15 protein-coding genes are annotated in these 18,612 nt (G+C 71.2%); 12 read left to right on the top strand and 3 right to left on the bottom strand.

The features are described from left to right. Positions 1–6 precede the first annotated feature (6 nt). From WMF24_RS26775 to WMF24_RS26755, 5 genes are all read left to right on the top strand, one after another. On the top strand, positions 7–1,953 hold the full coding sequence (locus WMF24_RS26775; protein ID WP_437730227.1) for a glycoside hydrolase family 2 protein: 1,947 nt from the start codon (positions 7–9) through the stop codon (positions 1,951–1,953). Further along, positions 1,950–3,062 carry a galactokinase gene (gene galK, locus WMF24_RS26770; protein WP_437730226.1) on the top strand — a complete coding sequence of 371 codons (1,113 nt, stop codon included), beginning with the start codon at positions 1,950–1,952 and terminating at the stop codon, positions 3,060–3,062. The genes WMF24_RS26775 and galK overlap by 4 nt, the downstream gene beginning before the upstream one ends. Further along, a complete protein-coding gene (locus tag WMF24_RS26765) occupies positions 3,059–5,239 on the top strand; it encodes a family 1 glycosylhydrolase (RefSeq protein WP_437730225.1) in 2,181 nt (726 codons plus the stop codon). Before galK ends, WMF24_RS26765 begins: the two co-directional genes overlap by 4 nt. Positions 5,240–5,370: 131 nt before the next feature. Further along, entirely contained in the window at positions 5,371–6,486 is a 1,116-nt protein-coding gene (locus WMF24_RS26760) for a hypothetical protein (protein ID WP_437730224.1), read from the top strand. Between the two features lie 381 nt (positions 6,487–6,867). Further along, the gene (locus tag WMF24_RS26755; RefSeq protein ID WP_437730223.1) at positions 6,868–8,004 is read left to right on the top strand and encodes a glycosyl hydrolase 53 family protein; all 1,137 of its coding nucleotides are present in this window, start codon (positions 6,868–6,870) and stop codon (positions 8,002–8,004) included. Between the two features lie 39 nt (positions 8,005–8,043). Here the strand turns inward: WMF24_RS26755 and WMF24_RS26750 are convergent, their stop codons facing one another. Further along, a complete protein-coding gene (locus tag WMF24_RS26750) occupies positions 8,044–8,604 on the bottom strand; it encodes a helix-turn-helix domain-containing protein (protein WP_437730222.1) in 561 nt (186 codons plus the stop codon). 90 nt (positions 8,605–8,694) lie between these two features. Between WMF24_RS26750 and WMF24_RS26745 the strand changes: the two genes are divergently transcribed. Further along, positions 8,695–9,507, top strand: a complete 813-nt coding sequence (locus WMF24_RS26745) for an SDR family NAD(P)-dependent oxidoreductase (RefSeq protein WP_437730221.1) — start codon at positions 8,695–8,697, stop codon at positions 9,505–9,507. After that, on the top strand, positions 9,504–10,529 hold the full coding sequence (locus tag WMF24_RS26740; RefSeq protein ID WP_437730220.1) for an S-adenosylmethionine:tRNA ribosyltransferase-isomerase: 1,026 nt from the start codon (positions 9,504–9,506) through the stop codon (positions 10,527–10,529). The genes WMF24_RS26745 and WMF24_RS26740 overlap by 4 nt, the downstream gene beginning before the upstream one ends. A gap of 37 nt (positions 10,530–10,566) precedes the next feature. Here the strand turns inward: WMF24_RS26740 and WMF24_RS26735 are convergent, their stop codons facing one another. Beyond that, entirely contained in the window at positions 10,567–11,265 is a 699-nt protein-coding gene (locus WMF24_RS26735; protein ID WP_437730219.1) for an O-methyltransferase, read from the bottom strand. A gap of 467 nt (positions 11,266–11,732) precedes the next feature. On the opposite strand from WMF24_RS26735, the gene WMF24_RS26730 reads away from it, so the two are divergent. Genes WMF24_RS26730 through WMF24_RS26715 form a run of 4 tightly spaced genes read left to right on the top strand, consistent with a single transcriptional unit; the run spans position 11,733 to position 15,784 of the window. Then, a complete protein-coding gene (locus WMF24_RS26730) occupies positions 11,733–12,389 on the top strand; it encodes a thermostable hemolysin (protein ID WP_437730218.1) in 657 nt (218 codons plus the stop codon). Next, complete coding sequence (locus tag WMF24_RS26725; protein WP_437730217.1) at positions 12,376–13,965, top strand: AMP-binding protein; 1,590 nt, start codon at positions 12,376–12,378, stop codon at positions 13,963–13,965. Before WMF24_RS26730 ends, WMF24_RS26725 begins: the two co-directional genes overlap by 14 nt. Further along, positions 13,953–14,876, top strand: coding sequence for a TauD/TfdA family dioxygenase (locus tag WMF24_RS26720; protein WP_437730216.1), 924 nt, complete (start codon positions 13,953–13,955; stop codon positions 14,874–14,876). Before WMF24_RS26725 ends, WMF24_RS26720 begins: the two co-directional genes overlap by 13 nt. A gap of 5 nt (positions 14,877–14,881) precedes the next feature. Next, the gene (locus WMF24_RS26715) at positions 14,882–15,784 is read left to right on the top strand and encodes a diiron oxygenase (RefSeq protein ID WP_437730215.1); all 903 of its coding nucleotides are present in this window, start codon (positions 14,882–14,884) and stop codon (positions 15,782–15,784) included. Between the two features lie 15 nt (positions 15,785–15,799). On the opposite strand, the gene WMF24_RS26710 is transcribed toward WMF24_RS26715, so the two are convergent. Further along, positions 15,800–18,106, bottom strand: coding sequence for an alpha-glucuronidase family glycosyl hydrolase (locus WMF24_RS26710; RefSeq protein WP_437730214.1), 2,307 nt, complete (start codon positions 18,104–18,106; stop codon positions 15,800–15,802). On the opposite strand from WMF24_RS26710, the gene WMF24_RS26705 reads away from it, so the two are divergent. Further along, positions 18,105–18,389, top strand: coding sequence for a hypothetical protein (locus WMF24_RS26705; protein WP_437730213.1), 285 nt, complete (start codon positions 18,105–18,107; stop codon positions 18,387–18,389). The genes WMF24_RS26710 and WMF24_RS26705 overlap by 2 nt on opposite strands. The last annotated feature ends 223 nt before the right edge of the window (positions 18,390–18,612 follow it).

The following is an 18,612-nucleotide window of genomic DNA, read 5'->3' as shown; positions in this document are numbered from 1 at the left end:
AGACCCATGCCCCGACAGCACCTTGCACAGATCGGCATCCCTGGTTCGGTGCCGCCGCCTGCCGATGACGGCAAGAGCGGCGGCTCCCGCGGTTACCCCCGTCCTCTGCTCAGGCGCGACGACTGGATCTGCCTGAACGGGACGTGGGAGTTCGCCCTCGATCCGCGGGCGGACTGGTGTTCCCCGGCAGACGCGCGCTTCGACAGGAAGATCGAGGTGCCGTTCGCCCCGGAGACGCAGCGGAGCGGGGTCGGGGAGACCGGCTTCTACAAGGCCTGCTGGTACCGGAGGCAGGTCGACGTGCCGGAGCTCGAGCCGTCCGAGCGGCTGATCCTGCACTTCGGGGCCGTCGATTACCTGGCCAGGGTGTGGGTCGACGGCGGCTTCGTCGGCGAGCACGAGGGCGGCTACACGCCCTTCAGCCTCGACATCACCGAGCTCGCGCGGGGGCGCAAGAGCGTCACGATCGTGGTCCAGGCGTACGACGATCCGGGCGACCTCGCGAAGCCGCGCGGCAAGCAGGACTGGAAGCTCGAGCCGCACTCCATCTGGTACCCGCGCACGACCGGGATCTGGCAGACGGTGTGGCTCGAGCGCGTGCCGCGGATGCACGTGGAGTACCTGCGGTGGACCCCGAACCTCGAGCGCTGGGAGATCGCCGTCGAGGTCCGGGTCGCGAACGCGCCCGTGGAGGGCGCGCGCGTCGGCGTGCGGCTGCGCGTCGGCGACGTGACGATCGCGAACGACCAGTACACGGTCGTGGCCGGGGAGGTCCACCGGCGCATCACGCTCTCCGACCCGGGGATCGACGACTTCCGCAACGAGCTCCTGTGGTGCCCCGAGCGCCCGACGCTGATCGACGCGGAGATCGTCCTCTACGATCAGGCGGGGGGGACGATCGACCGGGTGAAGAGCTACACCGCGCTGCGCTCGGTGGCCGTCCGCGGCGACCGCTTCCTCCTGAACGGGCGGGCGTACGTGCTCCGGATGGTGCTCGACCAGGGCTACTGGAACGACACCGGGATCACGGCGCCGGACGACGACGCGCTCCGCCGCGACGTCGAGCTCACGAAGCAGATGGGCTTCAACGGCGCCCGGAAGCACCAGAAGATCGAGGATCCGCGGTACCTCTACTGGGCGGACAGGCTCGGGCTGCTCGTCTGGGAGGAGATGCCGAGCGCGTACAGGCACACGCGCAAGTCGATCGATCGGCTCGCGCGGCAGTGGCTGGAGGCGATCCGGCGCGACATCAGCCACCCGTGCATCATCGCGTGGGTGCCGTTCAACGAGTCGTGGGGCGTCCCGAACCTGCCCGACAACCCGAACGAGCGGCACTACGTGCAGGCGCTCTACCACCTCACGCGGTCGATGGATTACACGAGGCCGGTCATCGGCAACGACGGGTGGGAGAGCGTCGCGACCGACATCATCGGCATCCACGACTACGATCCCTCGCCCGAGCGCATCGCCCGCCGCTACTTCGCGCACGACGTCGTGCCGAAGCTGCTGAAGCGGGAGCGGCCCGGCGGCCGCGCGCTCGTGCTCGATCCGTCGGTCAGCCACGAGACGGCCATCGTCCTGTCCGAGTTCGGCGGGATCGCCGTCGCGCCGACGAGCTGCGGCGAAAACGGCGGCACCTGGGGGTACTCGGCGTGCAGGACGCCGGAGGAGTTCGCGGAGCGCTATACAAGGCTGATGAAGGTGATCAACTCCCTCGAGCTCTTGGCAGGCTTCTGCTACACGCAGTTCGCTGACACGTACCAGGAGGCGAACGGGCTGCTCTACGCCGACCGTACGCCGAAGTTCCCGCTGCACCAGATGGCGGCCGCGACGCAGGGGATGCCGTTCGTGGGCCCGAGCGTGACGCCCTCGGCGCTGAGCGACGGCGGGCTGGCGGACATGCCGGGGCTGGCGGACATGCCGGAGCTGGCGGACATGGGGGCGCCGCGATGACGGCGGCGGCGCAGGGCTTCGAGGCCGTCTTCGGCCGCCCGGCGAAGCGCCTGGCCGAGGCGCCGGGGCGCGTGAACCTGATCGGCGAGCACACCGACTACAGCGGTGGTTACGTGCTCCCGACGGCGATCCCGCAGAAGACGCGGATCGAGATCGCGCCGCGGGACGACGGGCTCGTCCGGATCGCGACGACGAACGTGGACGGCGGGGCGCACCTCTCCTTCCGCGCCGGGGAGGAGGCGCGCCGCGGCCTGTGGATCGACTACGTGCAGGGGATCACCGCGGTGCTCCGGCAGCGCGGCGTCGCGGTCCCCGGCTTCGACGCGCGGATCGCGTCCACGGTGCCGCTCGGCAGCGGGCTGTCGTCGAGCGCATCGCTGCTCGTGGCGCTCGCCCGCGCGCTGCGCGCGATGCTCGACCTGACGATCGACGACGTGGACATCGCCCGGATCGCGCACGCCGCGGAGCATGACTTCGTTGGCGCGCCGGTCGGGACGATGGACCAGATGGCCGCGAGCCTCGCCGACGAGAACACGGCGCTCTTCCTCGACACGAGGACGCTCGCCTTCGAGCGCATCCCGCTGCCGGCGCAGGCCGAGCTGCTCGTGATCAACTCCGGGGTGGCGCACCAGCACGCGAGCGGCGACTACAAGACGCGGCGCGCGGAGTGCGAGCGCGCCGCGGCGGCGCTCGGCGTCCCGCAGCTCCGGGACGTCGACGCGGCCGCGGAGCCGCGCATCGCGTCGCTCCCGCCGCCGCTCGACCGGCGCGCGCGCCACGTCGTGACCGAGAACGCGCGGGTGCTCGCCGCCGTGGCCGCGATCCGCGCCGGGGACCTCGGCCGCCTGGGCGAGCTCTTCGACGCGTCGCACCGGTCGATGCGCGACGACTTCGAGGTGTCCGTGCCCGAGATCGACGATCTGGTGGAGAGCGCGCGGGCGCAGCCGGACGTCTTCGGCGCGCGGCTGACCGGCGGCGGCTTCGGCGGATCGATCGTCGCCCTCGTGAAGCGCGGGAGCGCGACGAAGGTGGGGCGGGCCGTCGTGGACGCCTACGCGCGCGTGCCGGGCCGGCGGGCGACGGTGCTCGTGGGAGGGCTCGTCCCGTGAGGGACCGGTCCGGGATCGCGCTCTGGGCCGGCGTGGAGTGCACGGTCAACCGCGTCGGCGACGCGTACTTCAACCAGCTCGAGCGGACCGGACATCACGACCGCATCACGGATCTCGATCTGCTGGCGGAGCTCGGCGTCAAGGCCGTGCGGTACCCGGTGCTCTGGGAGCGCACGGCCCCGGACGGCCTCGGGAGCGCCGACTTCTCCTGGGCCGACGAGCGGCTCCACCGGCTGAAGGAGCTCGGCATCGACGTGATCGTCGGGCTCGTCCACCACGGGAGCGGGCCGCCGTGGACGAGCCTGATGGAGGACAGCTTCGTTGCCGGCCTCGAGGCGTTCGCGGGCGCGGTGGCGGAGCGGTACCCGTGGGTGCGCGACTACACGCCCGTCAACGAGCCGCTCACGACAGCGCGCTTCAGCGCGCTCTACGGGCACTGGTACCCGCACCGCCGGGACTCGGCCTCGCTCATGCGCGCGCTGCTCGTGGAGACGCGCGCGACCGCCGCGGCGATGCGCGCCATCCGGCGGGTGCGCCCGGACGCGCGGCTCGTGCAGACCGAGGACTTCGGCGCTGTCGCCAGCACGCCCCGGCTCGCCTACCAGGCCGCGTTCGAGAACCACCGGCGCTGGCTGAGCCTGGATCTGCTGTACGGGCGCGTGGACGCCGCGCACCCGCTCCACACGCACCTCCTCGACTGCGGCGTCGCCGACGAGGAGCTCGCGCAGGTCGCGGCGGCGCCGTGCCCGCCGGACGTGATCGGCGTGAACTACTACCTGACGAGCGACAGGTTCCTCGACGACCGCCTGGAGCTGTACCCCGCGTGGACGCACGGCGGGAACGGCCGCGACGCGTACGCCGACGTGGAGGCGGTGCGCGTCCGCGAGGAAGGGATCTTCGGCCATCACCACGTGCTCCGCGAGGTGTGGGAGCGCTACAGGACGCCGATCGCGATCACCGAGGTCCACCTCGGGTGCACGCCGGAGGAGCAGATCCGCTGGCTCGTCGAGGCGTGGGAGGCCGCGCACGCGGCGCGCGCGGAGGGCGCCGACGTGCGGGCGGTGACGCTGTGGTCCGCGTTCGGGGCGTACGACTGGGACAGCCTCGTCACGCAGGCGCGCGGCCACTACGAGCCGGGGGTGTTCGACGTGCGCGGGCCCGCGCCGCGCCCCACGGCGCTCGCCGTCGTCGCGAAGGAGCTCGCGGAGGCCGGCCGGTCCGAGCACCCGCTCGCCGACGTGCCGGGGTGGTGGCGGCGCGACGAGCGGCTGCTCTACGGGGCGCCGCGCGCGACGACGCGGACCCTCTGCGAGCCGCGCGAGCGGCCGATCCTGATCACCGGCGCGGGCGGGTCGCTCGGCGCGGCGCTGGCGCGCGCGTGCGAGGAGCGCGGCATCCACGTCCGGGCGATGACGCGCAGCGAGCTCGACATCACCGACGCGGCGGCCCTGGAGCGCGCGATCGCGGAGGTCCGCCCGTGGCTCGTGGTCAACGCGGCGGGCTACACGCGCGTGCACGACGCCGAGGACGAGATCGAGGCGTGCCGCCGCGCGAACGTCGTCGGCCCGACCCTGCTGGCGGAGGCGTGCAGGCGCCACGGCTCGCGGCTCCTGATGTTCTCGTCGTCCTTCGTGTTCGACGGGAGCAAGCCCGCGCCCTACGTGGAGGATGATCCTGTCGCGCCGATCAGCGCGTTCGGCGCGGCGCAGGCGCAGGGCGAGCGGGGCGTCCTCGAGGCCCTGCCGAGCGCGCTGGTGGTCCGGACGGGCAGCCTGTTCGGGCCGTTCGAGGCGCGCAGCTTCGTCGCCCTCGCGCTCTCGGCCGTCCAGCGCGGCGAGCCGTTCCGCGCGGCGGACGATCTCTTCGTGTCGCCCACCTACCTGCCGCACCTGGCGCACACGTGCCTGGACCTCGCGATCGATCAGGCCGAGGGGGTGTGGCACCTGGCGAACGACGGCGTCGTCAGCTTCGCCTCGTGGGCGAAGATGATGTGCGACGCGTTCGGCCTGCCCTCGCGGGCGGTGCACCCGTGTCCCGCGCACACGCTCGGGCTCCGGGCGAGCCTGCCCCGTCAGGGAGGGCTCCACAGCCGTCGCCGCGCGACGCTGCCGACGCTGCCCGAGGCCGTCGAGCACTACGTGAAGCACCGGGCGGACGCCGTGCTGGCGACCCTGTAGCGCGGCGCGCAGACGGGGATCGCGCCGTCTGGGCGTCCGGGAGGCAAGGAGAAGAAAGGTATGGTTCTCCTGGCGTCCCTGGCGTCCTGGCCGTTCTCGTGATCCGGGCTCGACCCTGTATGCTCGCGTCCATGATGAGACATGGTTCATGGACTGCTGGGATCCTCGCGGCGCTGCTCTGTACCGTCGCCATGGAGTCGATCGCTGACGCGTGCAGCCCGCCGCTGCCGGGCCTGACGGGCACATTGCCCGAGAGCGGCGGGGCGCTCCCGGGGAACGCCGCTATCTTCTTCGACGGGTTCTCGATCTCGCTGGACGCCGTGTCGGTGACCGTCGACGGCGAGCCGGCGAGCCTCGTGGCCGTGAAGGACCTGCCGCCCCTCGGGTACAGCCTCGTCGCGCGGATCGAGCCGCCGCCCGGCGAGGGGCAGGCGATCGTGATCGAGGGCGACTTCTGCGGCGCGCAGGAGCCGTGCGGGCAGAGCCGGATCGAGCTCACGGCCGGCGCCGCGGACACGGAAGCTCCCGCGGGGCCGAGCGGGCTGTCGTTCGACCTCCACGACCATGCCGATTTCACGTCGAGCGGCGGAGACTGCCAGGTGGACAGCGATCTGACCTGGTGGGTCACGGTCGAGGCGGAGACCGCGGGGAGCGGCGAGGCGCCCGTGATCACGACCGTCGAGGCGTTCCGGGACGACACGTTCACCGACCCGGTGTTCTCGCAAAGCAGGTTCATGAATGCCACGCCGGTGACCGTGGCCCTGAGCCGGACAGTCGACGTGCTCGGCGGCGCCGCTGCCCCGGAGGCGTTCTGCTTCCGGGCCACGGTGACGGACACGGCCGGGAACGCCGCGGGCGCGCCCGTTCACGCCTGCAAGCCTTGCTATCACCGGAAGGACCCGGATACGGCGCAACCGGGCCTCGGTGGGCCGCCCGAGCCGGCGTGGACCGAGGAGGACGTCTATCCGGGGGGGACGTGCGATTCCGGGATGGGGCCTGGCAGCGGCGGCACGGGCGGCAGCGGCCCTGGCAGCGGCGGCAGCGGCCCTGGCAGCGGCGGCAGCGGCCCGGGCACAGGCGCAGGCGGCAGCGGCCCGGGCGCAGGCGGCAGTGATGGAGGCGGTGAGACGGAGGAGAGCGGGTGCAGCTTCCGCGCTGCCGGCGCGTCGGGCGGCGCGGGGAGGGCCGGGATTGCCGCGCTGGCGCTGCTCGTGTGCGCGGCGCTCGCCGGGCGAAAGAAGCGCTGAGTCGCGGCGCTGCGATTCCGACTCGGTCCGTTTGAATGGCTCAGGGCGCCGCCGCAACCGGCGAGCTGCCGTCGGCGTCGCCTGGAGCCCGGACACGACAAGGACGGTCGAGCACCGCGCTGCCGCGAGCGGGACAGTTGCCGCGTGACACTGGCGGTTGGGCTCGGGCAAGATGGTGGCATGATGACCACAATCCGCTCCACCGGACCCTCCTTCGCCAGGATGGGCGCGCTCTTTATCTCATTTTTTCTCTGTCACTGCACCGGGTCAGGCCCGGATGGCGGTGATCCCGGCAGCGCTGGTCAGGGGGGGACCGCCTCGGGGGGAGGCGGCGGCAGCGCGACGGCAGCGAGCTCGAGCGGAGGAGGTGCATCTGTCGGGATGAGCTCGTCCTCGTCTTCCACCTCGGCGGGGATGGGCGGCTCGGGGACGGGCGGAATGGGTGGCTCCGGGACGGGCGGAATGGGCGGCACGCCGGTGTTCGAGCCCAGCTTCATCCTGGGCGCGGACATCTCCAGCATCCAGGAGGCTGTCGACAGCGGCGCGAGGTACACGGACACCGACGGAAACGAAAAGGGGATCCTCGACCTGCTGAAGAACCACGGATTCAATTACATCCGGCTCCGGACGTTCGTGGACCCGGGCGCCCGCTACGGCTATGCCCTCGGGACCGGCGGCTCTTGCGAAAAAGAAGAGACGTATTGCGACAGGGACCACACGATCGAGTTCGGAAAGCAGATCAAGGACGCAGGCATGGGGTTCCTGCTCGACTTCCATTACAGCGACACCTGGGCCGACCCTGGCAAACAGATCATCCCCGAGGCCTGGCGGGACGCCCGGTCGATCGACGAGATGACCGGCCTCTTGAAGGCCTACACGAAGGACGTCGTCGCCGCGCTCGTCAGCGCGGGCGCGCGCCCGGACATGGTGCAGATCGGCAACGAGATCACGCCGGGCATGCTCATCCATGTGCCGTCCGCGAACACAGATTGCTGGGGGAACGATTCGGTCGTCAATCCGAGCGGCCTCACCGGGCGAGCGACGAACCAGAACTGGGACAACCTGGCCGCCCTGCTCAAGGCCGGCATCGACGGGGTCAAGGAGGTCGACGACACGATCAAGATCATGCTGCACGTCGAGAACACCGAGGACGCGAGCGGCGTCGCGTGGTGGGTCGACAGCGCGAAGCGGCGAGGCGTCGCGTTCGACGTCCTCGGGCTCTCCTGCTACACGGCATTTCAGGGCGAACCTGAGGTATGGGAGAATACCTTCAATACCCTGGCCGAGACGTTCCCGGACCTGTCCTTCGCGATCGCGGAATACAACCCCGAGCGCACGAGGGCCAACCAGATCATGCGCGACCTGCCGGACGGCAGAGGGCTCGGGACGTTCTTCTGGGAGCCCACGCAGAGCGGCTCATGGGGCTCGTCGCTCTTCACGCAGCAGGGCGGCTCGTACAGGGCCAACAGCGACGATTTCGCGGAGTTCGACGCGCTCAAGGCGAGCTTCGGCCTGTGATTCGCCACCGCTATCCGTTCCTGGGGATGACGCCCGCGCTCAGAGCACCCGCGCCAGGACGACGACCGAATAGCCGACCGCCGGCTGCTTGCCGGGGTTGTTGTACGAGTGGCGCTGATCGCCGCGGAACACGGCGACGTCGCCCGCGCCGAGCGTGAACCGCTCGCCGCTCACGACGAGCAGGAGCTCCCCCGACTCGCACGTCAGGTACTCGCGCGTCCCCGGCGTGTGCGGGACGCCCGTCATCCGCCCGCCCGGGGGGATCTCGATCCGATCCATCTCCATGCCCGGGATCGGGTCCGGCAGGAGCTTGCGGACGAACGCCTGCCCAGGCGTGCGCGTGGGCAGCGCGTCGCGCGCGTAGAGCTGGCACGTCGCGCGGGGGGCAGAGAGCATCTCCTCGATCGAGACCTGGAGCGCGGCGGCGGCGCGGTGCAGGACGCCGAGCGTCGGGTTCGCCGCGCCGGACTCGAGGTGCGCCCAGGTCGCCCGCGGCACGCCGGCGAGCCTGGCGAGCTGCTGCTGCGTCAGCCCCCGGGCCTCCCGTAGCTGCTTGATGTTCTTCGCGAGCCTCCCCGCGAGCACCGCGTCCTGGTCCATGCCCGGAGATTAGCACGTATCCAAGAAATTGGAGCCATCTCCAACACGCGAGCCAGCGCGGATTAGCCTGGGATCGAGGAGGAAACGACGATGAACAACGGATCGACCGGAAGCGACGCGCTCATCCAGGCCGAGGCGGGCTCCCAGGCGCCGTCCCCCCGCGCCGCGGGGGCGGGGGCGTTCGCGCCGCGCGCGGCGCTCGTGACGGGGGCGAGCCGCGGGCTCGGCGCCGCGCTCGCGCGCGAGCTCGCCCGGAGGGGCGCGAAGGTGGTGCTCGTCGCGCGCGAGCGCGCGCCGCTCGAGGCGGTGGCGGACGAGATCACCCGGGAGGGCGGGGTCGCGCACGCGCTCGCGGCGGACGTCGGCGACAAGGGGCAGACCTACGCGATCGCGGGCGCGGCGGCGGCGCTCGTCGGGCCCATCGACCTGCTCGTCCACAACGCGAGCACGCTCGGCAAGACGCCGCTGCCGATCCTGCTCGACACCGAGTGCGAGGATCTCGGCCGCGTGCTCGAGGTGAACGTGGTCGGCCCCTTCCGCCTCACCAAGGTGATCGCCGGCGCGATGGCGCTCCGGCGCCGCGGGGTCGTCGTCCACATCAGCTCGGACGCGGCGGTGAACGCCTATCCGCGGTGGGGGGCTTACGGCGTCTCCAAGGCGGCGCTCGACCACCTCTCGCGCACCTGGGCCGCGGAGCTCGAGGGCACGGGCGTCTCGTTCTACGCGGTGGATCCCGGCGAGATGGACACGCGGATGCACGCGGAGGCCATCCCCGACGTCGACCCGAGCACGCTGGCGAACCCCGCGGACGTCGCCCGCCGGATCGTCGGCCTTGTCGCCCGCGCGGGCGAGGTGCCGAGCGGCGCGCGCCTCGAGGCCGCGAGCCTCCCGGAGGCGCCATGAGCCCCGCGGCCTGGCCTCGCGAGAGCCCCCTGGAGGAGCGGCTCCTCCACGTGGACCCGCGCCTCGGGCGCCTGCGCGACGCGCGCATCGCGGATCTGCCCGCGCTCCTCGAGCCGGGCGATCTCCTCGTCGTCAACGACGGCGCCACGCTGCCGGCCTCGCTGCACGGCGAGACCGGCGGCGGCGCGAAGGTGGAAGTGCGGCTGATCGGCGAGCTGTCGGAGGGGCGGTATTCGGCCCTCCTGTTCGGCGCCGGCGACTGGCGCACGCGCACCGAGGACCGCCCGGCGCCGACCGCGCTCGGCCCGGGCGACGCCGTGACGTTCGGTGACGACCTCTCGGCCGTCGTCGAGCGCGTCTCCGCGGCCTCGGCGCGCCTGGTCGAGATCGCCTTTCGCGAGCGGGGCGCGCCGCTCTGGTCGGCGCTCTACCGGCGCGGGCGCCCGATCCAGTATGCGTACCTCGCGGGCCCGATCGAGCTCTGGCACGCGCAGACGCGGTTCGCGAGCCGGCCGCTCTGCGCCGAGCTCCCCTCGGCCGGGCGGCCGCTCGCGTGGGGGCTCCTGCTCGAGCTGATCCGCCGCGGCGTCCGGGTCGCGTGGGTCACCCACGCGGCCGGGATCTCGTCGACCGGCGACGCGGCGCTCGACGCCCTGCTGCCGCTGCCGGAGCGCTTCGAGATCCCCGAGGAGACGGTGGCGGCGGTGCGCGAGGCCAGGGCGAGCGGGCGCCGGGTCGTCGCGGTCGGCACGACCGTGACGCGCGCCCTCGAGGGGTGCGCCGCCCAGCACGGGGGGGAGCTCCGCGCCGGCCCCGGCGTCACCGATCTCGTGCTCCACCACGGCTTCCGGCCGAGGGTGGTCGACGGGCTCTTGACCGGCGTGCACGACCCGACGGAGAGCCATTTCCGGCTCCTCGAGGCGTTCGCGCCGGCCCCGCTCCTCCACCGCGCAAACGCCCACGCCGAGCAGGCGGGGTATCTCTGCCACGAGTTCGGCGACTCGTACCTCGTCCTGAGCTGACGTGGGGTGAACAGCGCCGGCCGGAGCGCGCGGCCGGTCAGCTCGCCCTGTCGGCGCGGGCGCGCCCGGCGCCCGTGTAGAACGAGAGCTCCAGCCCGTCGTCGAGCGGCACGGCGACGGAGAGATAGCCGCTCTCCGCCTTCCGGACGTACTCGAGATAGGGGGTCACCGACTCCGGGTACACCGTCGTGTCGTCCGCGATGACGAGCGATCCAGGGCCCAGGCGCGGCTCCAGGATCTGGAGCACCGGCAGATAGATCTCCTTCCATCCGTCGAGGAGGACCATGTCGACCCCCGCCTCGAGCCCCTGCGTGAGCGTCTGGAGCGCGTCGCCCTCCCGGAGATCGACCAGGTCGGCGAGGCCCGTGGAGCGCAGGTTCTCGCGGGCCTTCGCGGCCTTGATCGGGTTGAGCTCCGTGGCGATGAGCCGCCCCGCGCCGTTATCGCGCAGGGCGGAGGCGATGTGAATGGCCGAGATGCCGAACGAGGTGCCGAACTCGACGACGAGCCGCGGCCGGCGCGTCCTCGTGAGCATGTAGAGGAGGCGGCCGACGTCCGGCGCGACAGGCATGTACGCGCGGTCGAGCTCCTTCGCCCAGTACTGGGCGCTCTTCGGTCCACCGGTCCGCTCGATCTCGGCGATGATGTGATCGAAGACGGCCGGATCGGTGCTGTCCGCCTCGCGGTAGATCCGGTCGAGGACGCGGGAAACTTCGGGGGTGCTCAGCGAATCCATCAGGGGTTCTCCTGTCGGGCGTGGTTCCGGTGTTGATCGAAGGGAAGCAGGACCCGGGCGTCGTCCGAGGACGCGTTGGCCAGGATGGATCCTCGCTTCATGAGGCCATCGCCTCGTGACCCACCGTGAGAGCAACGCCCGTGCCCGACGCGCGAATCCGAGCGCCCGCGCGGCCTCGAGCGATCGAGATCGGCCCGGTCCGCGGCCTGGCCCGAGCTCCCCAGATCGCCCGCCGCCCGGACCTTTGCTCACCCGCGTTGCGCACTCGCGCAAACATCGGTCGGAGGGGCGCTCATGGCCTCGCCCGCCGCCGGGCCGCGCTGGCGCGGCGCGCGCGTAGAAGCGCGGGTGACGACGCGCGCGGAAGCGCGGGCGGAACACCGCGACGGTCCGATGGACCGCGCGTTGCACTCGGCCGCGGCGAACGTGTGATCACGTGGGTCCGCAGCACCGAAAGGATGGCGCGCATGCATATCAAGGTCTCGTTTGGGTCGAGCGACGACTGGAGCCAGGCCGTCGATCTGGTTCGCCAGAAGTACCGGCGCTCCTTCGGCGCCGAGGTGAGGCCCAACCCGGATTGCTTCGTTGTCTGCACAACGGATCACGGCCTCGGCGCCGCCCCGTCGAAGGTGGTCGCCTGCGCCGGGCTCACCTTCAGCTCGGGCGACCGGCTCTTCTCCGAGCAGTACATCGACGAGCCGATCGAGCAGGTCATCTCCGCGCTGGAGCGGCAGCCGGTGAGCCGCGACGCGATCGTGGAGGTCGGGTCGCTGGCGTCCATCGAGCACCGCGCCGGGACCGAGCTGATCCGCGCCGTGCCGATCCTCGCCTGGTGCCTCGGCAAGAAATACATCCTCTGCACGATCACCGCGAACCTGAAGATCATCTTCGACGCCGTGGGGCTCAACTTCCAGCCCGTCCGCGGCGCGGACGCCGCCCGGCTGGGCGAGGGAGCGCAGGAGAGGTGGGGCAGCTACTACGAGCAGCGGCCGCAGACAGGCTATATCCGGCTCGACGCGATCGCGGACATGTTCGCTCGCAACACGGGCCGCTACAGGTTCTCGGCGCTCGATCTCAGGCTGGAAGAGCAGAGGCGAGCGGAGCGCTACCATGAGGCTCATTGACGACATCGTCGCCATGGGCGAGGCGCGGCCCGACGCCGTCATGATCGAGGTGCTGGACGCCGCGCCGGGCGCCCGGCAAAGCTACCGATGGCGCGAGATGCTCGACGCGGTCTCCGCGCTGCGGGGCCTGCTGATCGGCCTCGATCGCGAGGCCGGCGGCGGCCTGCGGGTCGGGCTCGTCATGGCCAATTCGCCGGAGTGGGTCGCGGCCGATCTGGCGCTCTGGCTCGGCGAGGCCGTCGAGGTGCCGATCCCGCTCGCGTTCTCGGCGGAGCAGGCCAGGCACCTCCTGGAGCACGTCGATGTCTGCCTCGTCGACGCGCCGGGACAGGCCAGGCTCCGCGCCTGGGCGGAGGCCGGCGTCCCGGCCCCGAGGTGCGTCCCCGTCGACGTCGACGCGCTGTCCGGCGCGCAGCGCGGCGGGCCGAGGGATCTCACGCCGTGTCGGCGCCAGGATTTCGTCTGCAAGATCATCCACACCTCGGGCACCACCAGCGCGCCGAAAGGGGTGAAGATCCGCGCCTTCGGCGTGGCCGATCTCGTGGCGGCGCTGCGCCGCAAGGTACCGCCGGGCACGTACGCAAGGTACCTGTCCATCGTGCCGCTGAGCCTGCTCATCGAGCAGGTCACCGGGATCTACATGACGCTGAGCGACGGCGGCACGCTCGTCCTCCTCTCGCCGCCGTCGCTGCTCCTCGGCACCCCGGGGACGACGGCGAAGGCGATCTTGCCCTACCTGCGGCTCGCGCGCCCCTCGGCGATGACCCTCCCGCCGGCCATGGTCGAGGCGATCGACCGCTTCTGCCATGCGCCCGACGCGGTCGACATGCGCGGCGAGGCCCTCTTTCAGGCGCTCTTCGGCCGCGACGAGCCGGCGTTCCTCGGCTGCGGCGGCGCCCCGGTCGCGCCGGACGTGCTCTCCCGGCTCGCGCGGCGCGGCATCGCCGTCTACGAGGGATACGGGCTGAGCGAGAACTCGTCCGTCGCGACGTGGAACGTCCCCGGGAGCGCCAGGATCGGGACGGTGGGCAGGCCTCTCGATCACGTCGAGGTCCAGCTCGCCGCGGACGGCGAGCTGCTCCTCCGGAGCAGCTCCCTGTTCGCCGGCTACACCTCGGCGGACCCGTCGAGCTGCGCCGTGGACGCGAAGGGCTGGCTGCACACCGGCGACATCGCGGAGATCGACAGCGACGGCTTCGTCCGCATCACCGGCCGGAAGAAGAACCTGATCATCACGGCCAGCGGGAGGAACGTCTCTCCGGCGTGGGTCGAGTCGAGGTACAAGTCGCTCGATTTCGTGGAGGAGGCGGTCATCTTCGGCGATCGCCTCGAGAAGATACACGGCCTCTTCATCGTGGAAGAGCGCGCCGATCCCGACGCGGCCCGGGCCGCGATCGACGACTTCGGCCAGCGGCACCTGTCCGAGGTGGAGCGCGCCGCCGAGATCGTCGTCCTGAAGAGCACGCCCGAGCTTTACCGGCATTGCTTCACCATCACCGGTCGACCCATTCGCACAGAGCTCTGGAAGCGCATGACGCTGGAGCTCGCCTGCAAGGAGAATTCATGTCCAGCGTGACGACGAACACCAGCCATCATCACGGCGACGGCGCGCTCATCACAGCGCAGCCGGGCACGCCGCTCGACGTCCTCGACAGGTCCACGGTGATGCAGGTGCTGGCGGACGCCGGCTTCCTGCTGCTGCGCGGCTTCGACACGAGCGTGGGCGAGTTCTCGCGGCTCGTGCGGCGCATGAGCGAGCGGATCACGCTCGACCCGGCCCGGTCGCTCCACGGGGGCGTGGCGCAGAAGGTCGACGCCGGCCTCGACGCCATCGGGCTCCACTGCGAGAACGGCAACAGCCCGTTCATGCCGCACCTCTGCTGGTTCTTCTGCGAGAGGGCGGCGTCGATCGGCTCGGAGACGACGGTGTGCGACGGCTACCGGGCGTGGGACGCGCTCTCGCCGGCGGCGCAGCGGGCGTTCCTGGACAGGGACATCGTGTACAGCCGCCACGTCGAGGCCGCGAAGTGGAAGAGCTTCGTCCACCACGCGCTGCAAGGGGCGAAGCGGGTCGAGGACATCAGCCTCGACGACCTGCTCTCCCTCGCCGACGCCCGGCCCGGCACGGTGATCCGCCCCTCGGCCGGCGAGGCGATCTACTACGAGTTCCAGGTGCCGGCCGCGAGGAGGACGCTGTTCTCCGACCGCATCGCGTTCGCCAACAGCATCCTCGGGCCGTCCTACAACTACGAGAAGCCGAGGATCACGTTCGCCGATCGCGAGCCGATCCCGCTGTCGCTGCTCGACGAGGTGGTCCGGGTGACCGAGGCGGTGACCGTGGACATCGCCTGGCGAGACGGCGACGTGCTGCTCGTCGACAACACCCGGGCGATGCACGGCCGCCGCGCGATCCTCGATCCTCGCCGCACCATCTACAACGCCCTCAGCTTCATCGGGCATCGAGAGACGCCGGCGGGGGAGGGGTGAGGGGCGTGCGTTCCGAGCTGCACGACATCAATCGACAGGCGCACCTGCGGACGATGCACCCGAGCGGCCTCGACTGGCCGGAGCAGGTGCCCGCGGACGAGCTCGACTTCCTCTCGCGCGTGGCGTTCGACGCGCCGGGGCACAGCGCGGAGGCCGTCGTCTACCTCGCCAAGGAGCTCGCGCAGCTGGCCGAGATAGAGCGCCACGTCTCGACGGTGATGACCCATGTCATGGCGGAGGTCCAGGCGGACCCGCGGCCCCTCGGCGATGGGTTCGAGCTCCAGCACGCGCTGTCGTGCTTCGCCGCGGAGGAGCTCCAGCACGCCAGCATGTTCTATCGCCACGTCCGGCTGCTGTCGGGTCGGGACTTCAAGTGCCCCGACAACCGGTTTCGCGAGCGGGTCGCCGTGTACCACGGCGACGACTCGCCGTACGTGAAGCTCTCGGCGCTCTGCTGCTCCGCGTACATCGGCGAGTCGATCATCACGGTGTTCGAGCGCCGCCTCAGGGCGCTGGATCCGAAGAGGACGTTCTTCTTCACCCAGGTCCTGCACGCCCACGGGCTGGACGAGGCGCGCCACGTCAAGTTCGATCATTTCCTGTTCGATCACGTCGTCCCGGCCCTGAGCCGGCAGGAGCGGCGCCGGATGCGCGAGATCCTGGAGCGCACCGAGGCGCTCAACACCGAGATGGCGAGGCGCGTCGAGGCGCACGCCAGGGCGACGTTCGGCCTCGACTACACGGCGCAGAACCTCGGGCACGAGACGCAGCTCAGGCTCTCGAGGGCGTTTCGCGGGCTCATGCTCGACGGGGAGATCGTCCGGAAGGTGGATGACGGCATGAGCGAGGCCGATCGGCGCCTCGTGCGGGAGTTCTGCCACGCGGAGACGATCCACGGCCCGGGGTGACCCCCCGGGCCTCGCTCAGGGGAGGATGGCCGGCGAGGGCTCCCCCGTGTAGACCTGCGAGCAGCGGGGCTTCTTCACGTCGGACGGGCAGCTGAGCCCCTGGTAGAAGCTCAGCGAGTTGGACAGGGGGGCGTAGCCCGCCGGGACCTGTTGCCTCGCGACCTGGCCGAAGTAGGCGAGGCACGCGTCGCGCCACCAGCGCGCCTCGTAGTGCTGGATCTCCAGGAACTCGGCCACATCGGCGAAGCGCTTGCTGTCGACGCGGCCCTCGACGGACTGCCATGCGTCCCGCATGACGCCCACCTCATCGACGCCGCGGCTATAACGATGGACGAGCTCCTCCCAGAGCGTCCTCCCCGAGCTCAGCTCGTCTTGCCAGCCGACGCGGTGGAAGAAGAGAAGGAAATCCTCCGGCACCGTCTCCCGACCTCCGAACTCCTGTGCCACGGGCGCGAAATACTGGGCCACCGCGTTGCTGCCCGACGACGTGCGGTTGAAGCCGACGCCGCTCGCGTCCGCCTTGTGGTAGTAGAACGGGTTCCACTCGGCGCGGCTCAGGTTGTTCACCCACGGGGCTGGCCCGTAGTGATGATCGGTGCCCATGATGTGGACGAGGCCGAGGGGCGTCATGTAGTCGACGAGCGCCTGGTGGGAGCTCATCATCATCCGGACGACCGGCGTGACGACCGCGGGGTCGTTCGAGAAGGTCTGGCGGACCCACTCCTCGGCGATGGCCTCCGCGGAGAGATCCGGGTTCCACGCCAGGCGCCCGAACGCGTACCAGTTCGCCTGGTTCATGTGGGATCCGGTCCAGTTCGCGTCGTCACCTACGTTGGAGACGCCCGCGATCGCGCTGAGCGCATGGCCGTGGAGCGAGCCGTCGATGACCTTCGCCACGGTCGAGCCCTCGCCGTCCGCGTACGTGTCCGCGTCGAGGACCTCCTCGAAGAGCGGGCCGAGGTAGGCGAGGTGCGTGTCCTCGCCGAGGTACTCCTTCGTGATCTGGAGCTCGAGGGCCAGGGGCGTCTCGGGCATGGCGCCGAACAGCGGATGGAACGGCTCGCGAGGCTGGAAGTCGAGCGGGCCGTTCTTCGCCTGCACGAGCACGTTGTCCTTGAACTTGCCGTCCAGCGGCTTGAACTGCTCGTAAGCCTGCTTGATGCGGTCCGGGGGGTTGTCGTCCGAGTAGACGAAGGCGCGCCACATCACGATGCCGCCGTGCGGCGCGACCGCGTCGGCGAGCATGTTGGCGCCGTCGGCGTGGGTCCGGTTGTAGTCCTGCGGTCCCGGCTGCCCCTCGGAGTTCGCCTTCACGAGGAAGCCGCCGAAGTCGGGGATCTGCCTGTAGATCTCGTCGACCTTGGTCGCCCACCACTGCTTGACGTTGGCGTTGTTCGGATCGGCCGTGCTCAGGTTGCCGATCTCGATCGGCGCGCTGAAGCGGGCCGTGAGGTAGACCTTGATGCCATAAGGGCGGAAGACGTCGGCCAGCGCCTTGACCTTCGTGAGGTACGATGGCGTCAGGATCTGCGCGTTGGCGTTCACGTTCGTGAGCACGGTCCCGTTGATGCCGAGGGAGGCGTTGGCCCTCGCGTAGTCCTTGTAACGGGGGGAGAGCGTGCCCGGCAGCGCGCTCCAGTCCCAGATGGAGCGGCCCGCGTAGCCGCGCTCCACGCTGCGATCGAGGTTGTCCCAGTGGTTCAGGATGCGGTGCTCGATCCTGGGCTTGCCGGTGAGCGACAGGCCCGCGAGGGTGCGGTGGCTCTGGAGGTGCCGGAGGAGCGCGAAGGTGCCATAGAGCACGCCCACCTCCGTGTTGCCCGCCACGGCGATCACCGGCTGTCCCCCCACGTCCGCGGCCTCGACGAGGTAGCCGTCGGGGCCGAGATCCCCGAGGCGCGCCGCGAGCGGCAGGTCCTTGATGATGTCCGCGGTCGCCGTCCCGATCACCACGGCGCCCGGGCCCTCGACGGCCGCGCCTGTGTCCACGGCCGCGCCGGTCAAGCCGCTCAGGCCCTTGACGAGCTCGGCCTCGGCGATGTCCAGGGTCGCGCCGCTCCCCGGCTTGACCACGCGCTTCAACGCCGCCTGATACTCCGCGACGCAGCCCGGAATCGTGACCTTCGGGTACCTGAGCCAGAGGTCTGCGCCGGTCTCGTCCGGCAGGGAGTCCGGCGCGGGATATTCCTCGTCGCAGCCAAGCGCTCCGCCAGAGCCCCCGGCGCCCTCGCCTTCGCCTGCGCCTGCGCCGCCGCCTCCGCCTGTACCGGTCGAGGCGCCGCCGCCCGAGCCGCCGCTCGCGCTGGAGGAGGTCCCGGCCATGGAACCTCCCGACGAGGTGGACCCGCCGCCGCCGGTCGTGTCGTTCGACCCGTCGGAGCCGCACGAGGCAGAGGCGGTTGCGAGCGCGACGCCCAGGAGCCCGACGAGGAGGCGTGGCACCCTCGGGTGCGTCGTCGAACGGGACCGCTCGGGGCGCGGTCGGCCTGAGCAACGTGAGATCTCGTGTTCCTCGGGGAGCGTCATCTGCATCAGCCTTTCCAGGGGAGGGGGAGCCGGGAAGAGCAAAGGCAAACGAATTGCGGGTGTCAAGGGTGAATCATGACGCGCGTCTCCGTCTGGCGTTGGGGTGATCCGGGTCGCCCTCGGCGTCTTCGTCCGGGAGCCCGCCGCGATAGAAGATTCCAACAGCGGTCCGCCCGTTTTGGAAAGCAACACCTCTGTTGTCACGAATCTACCCGCCGAAGGGGCCGCGTTCACGTGACGGCCTGCCGCTCGGGCGATGCCCTTCGATTCGCGGGAGAGAAGGGGGACAGCGGCGCTGTGTC

This window comes from Sorangium sp. So ce1335 (genome assembly GCF_051521615.1).
GTDB lineage: Bacteria > Myxococcota_A > Polyangia > Polyangiales > Polyangiaceae > Sorangium.
Note: the sequence above shows the minus strand (reverse complement) of the source record. Positions and strands in the feature narration are given on the sequence as shown.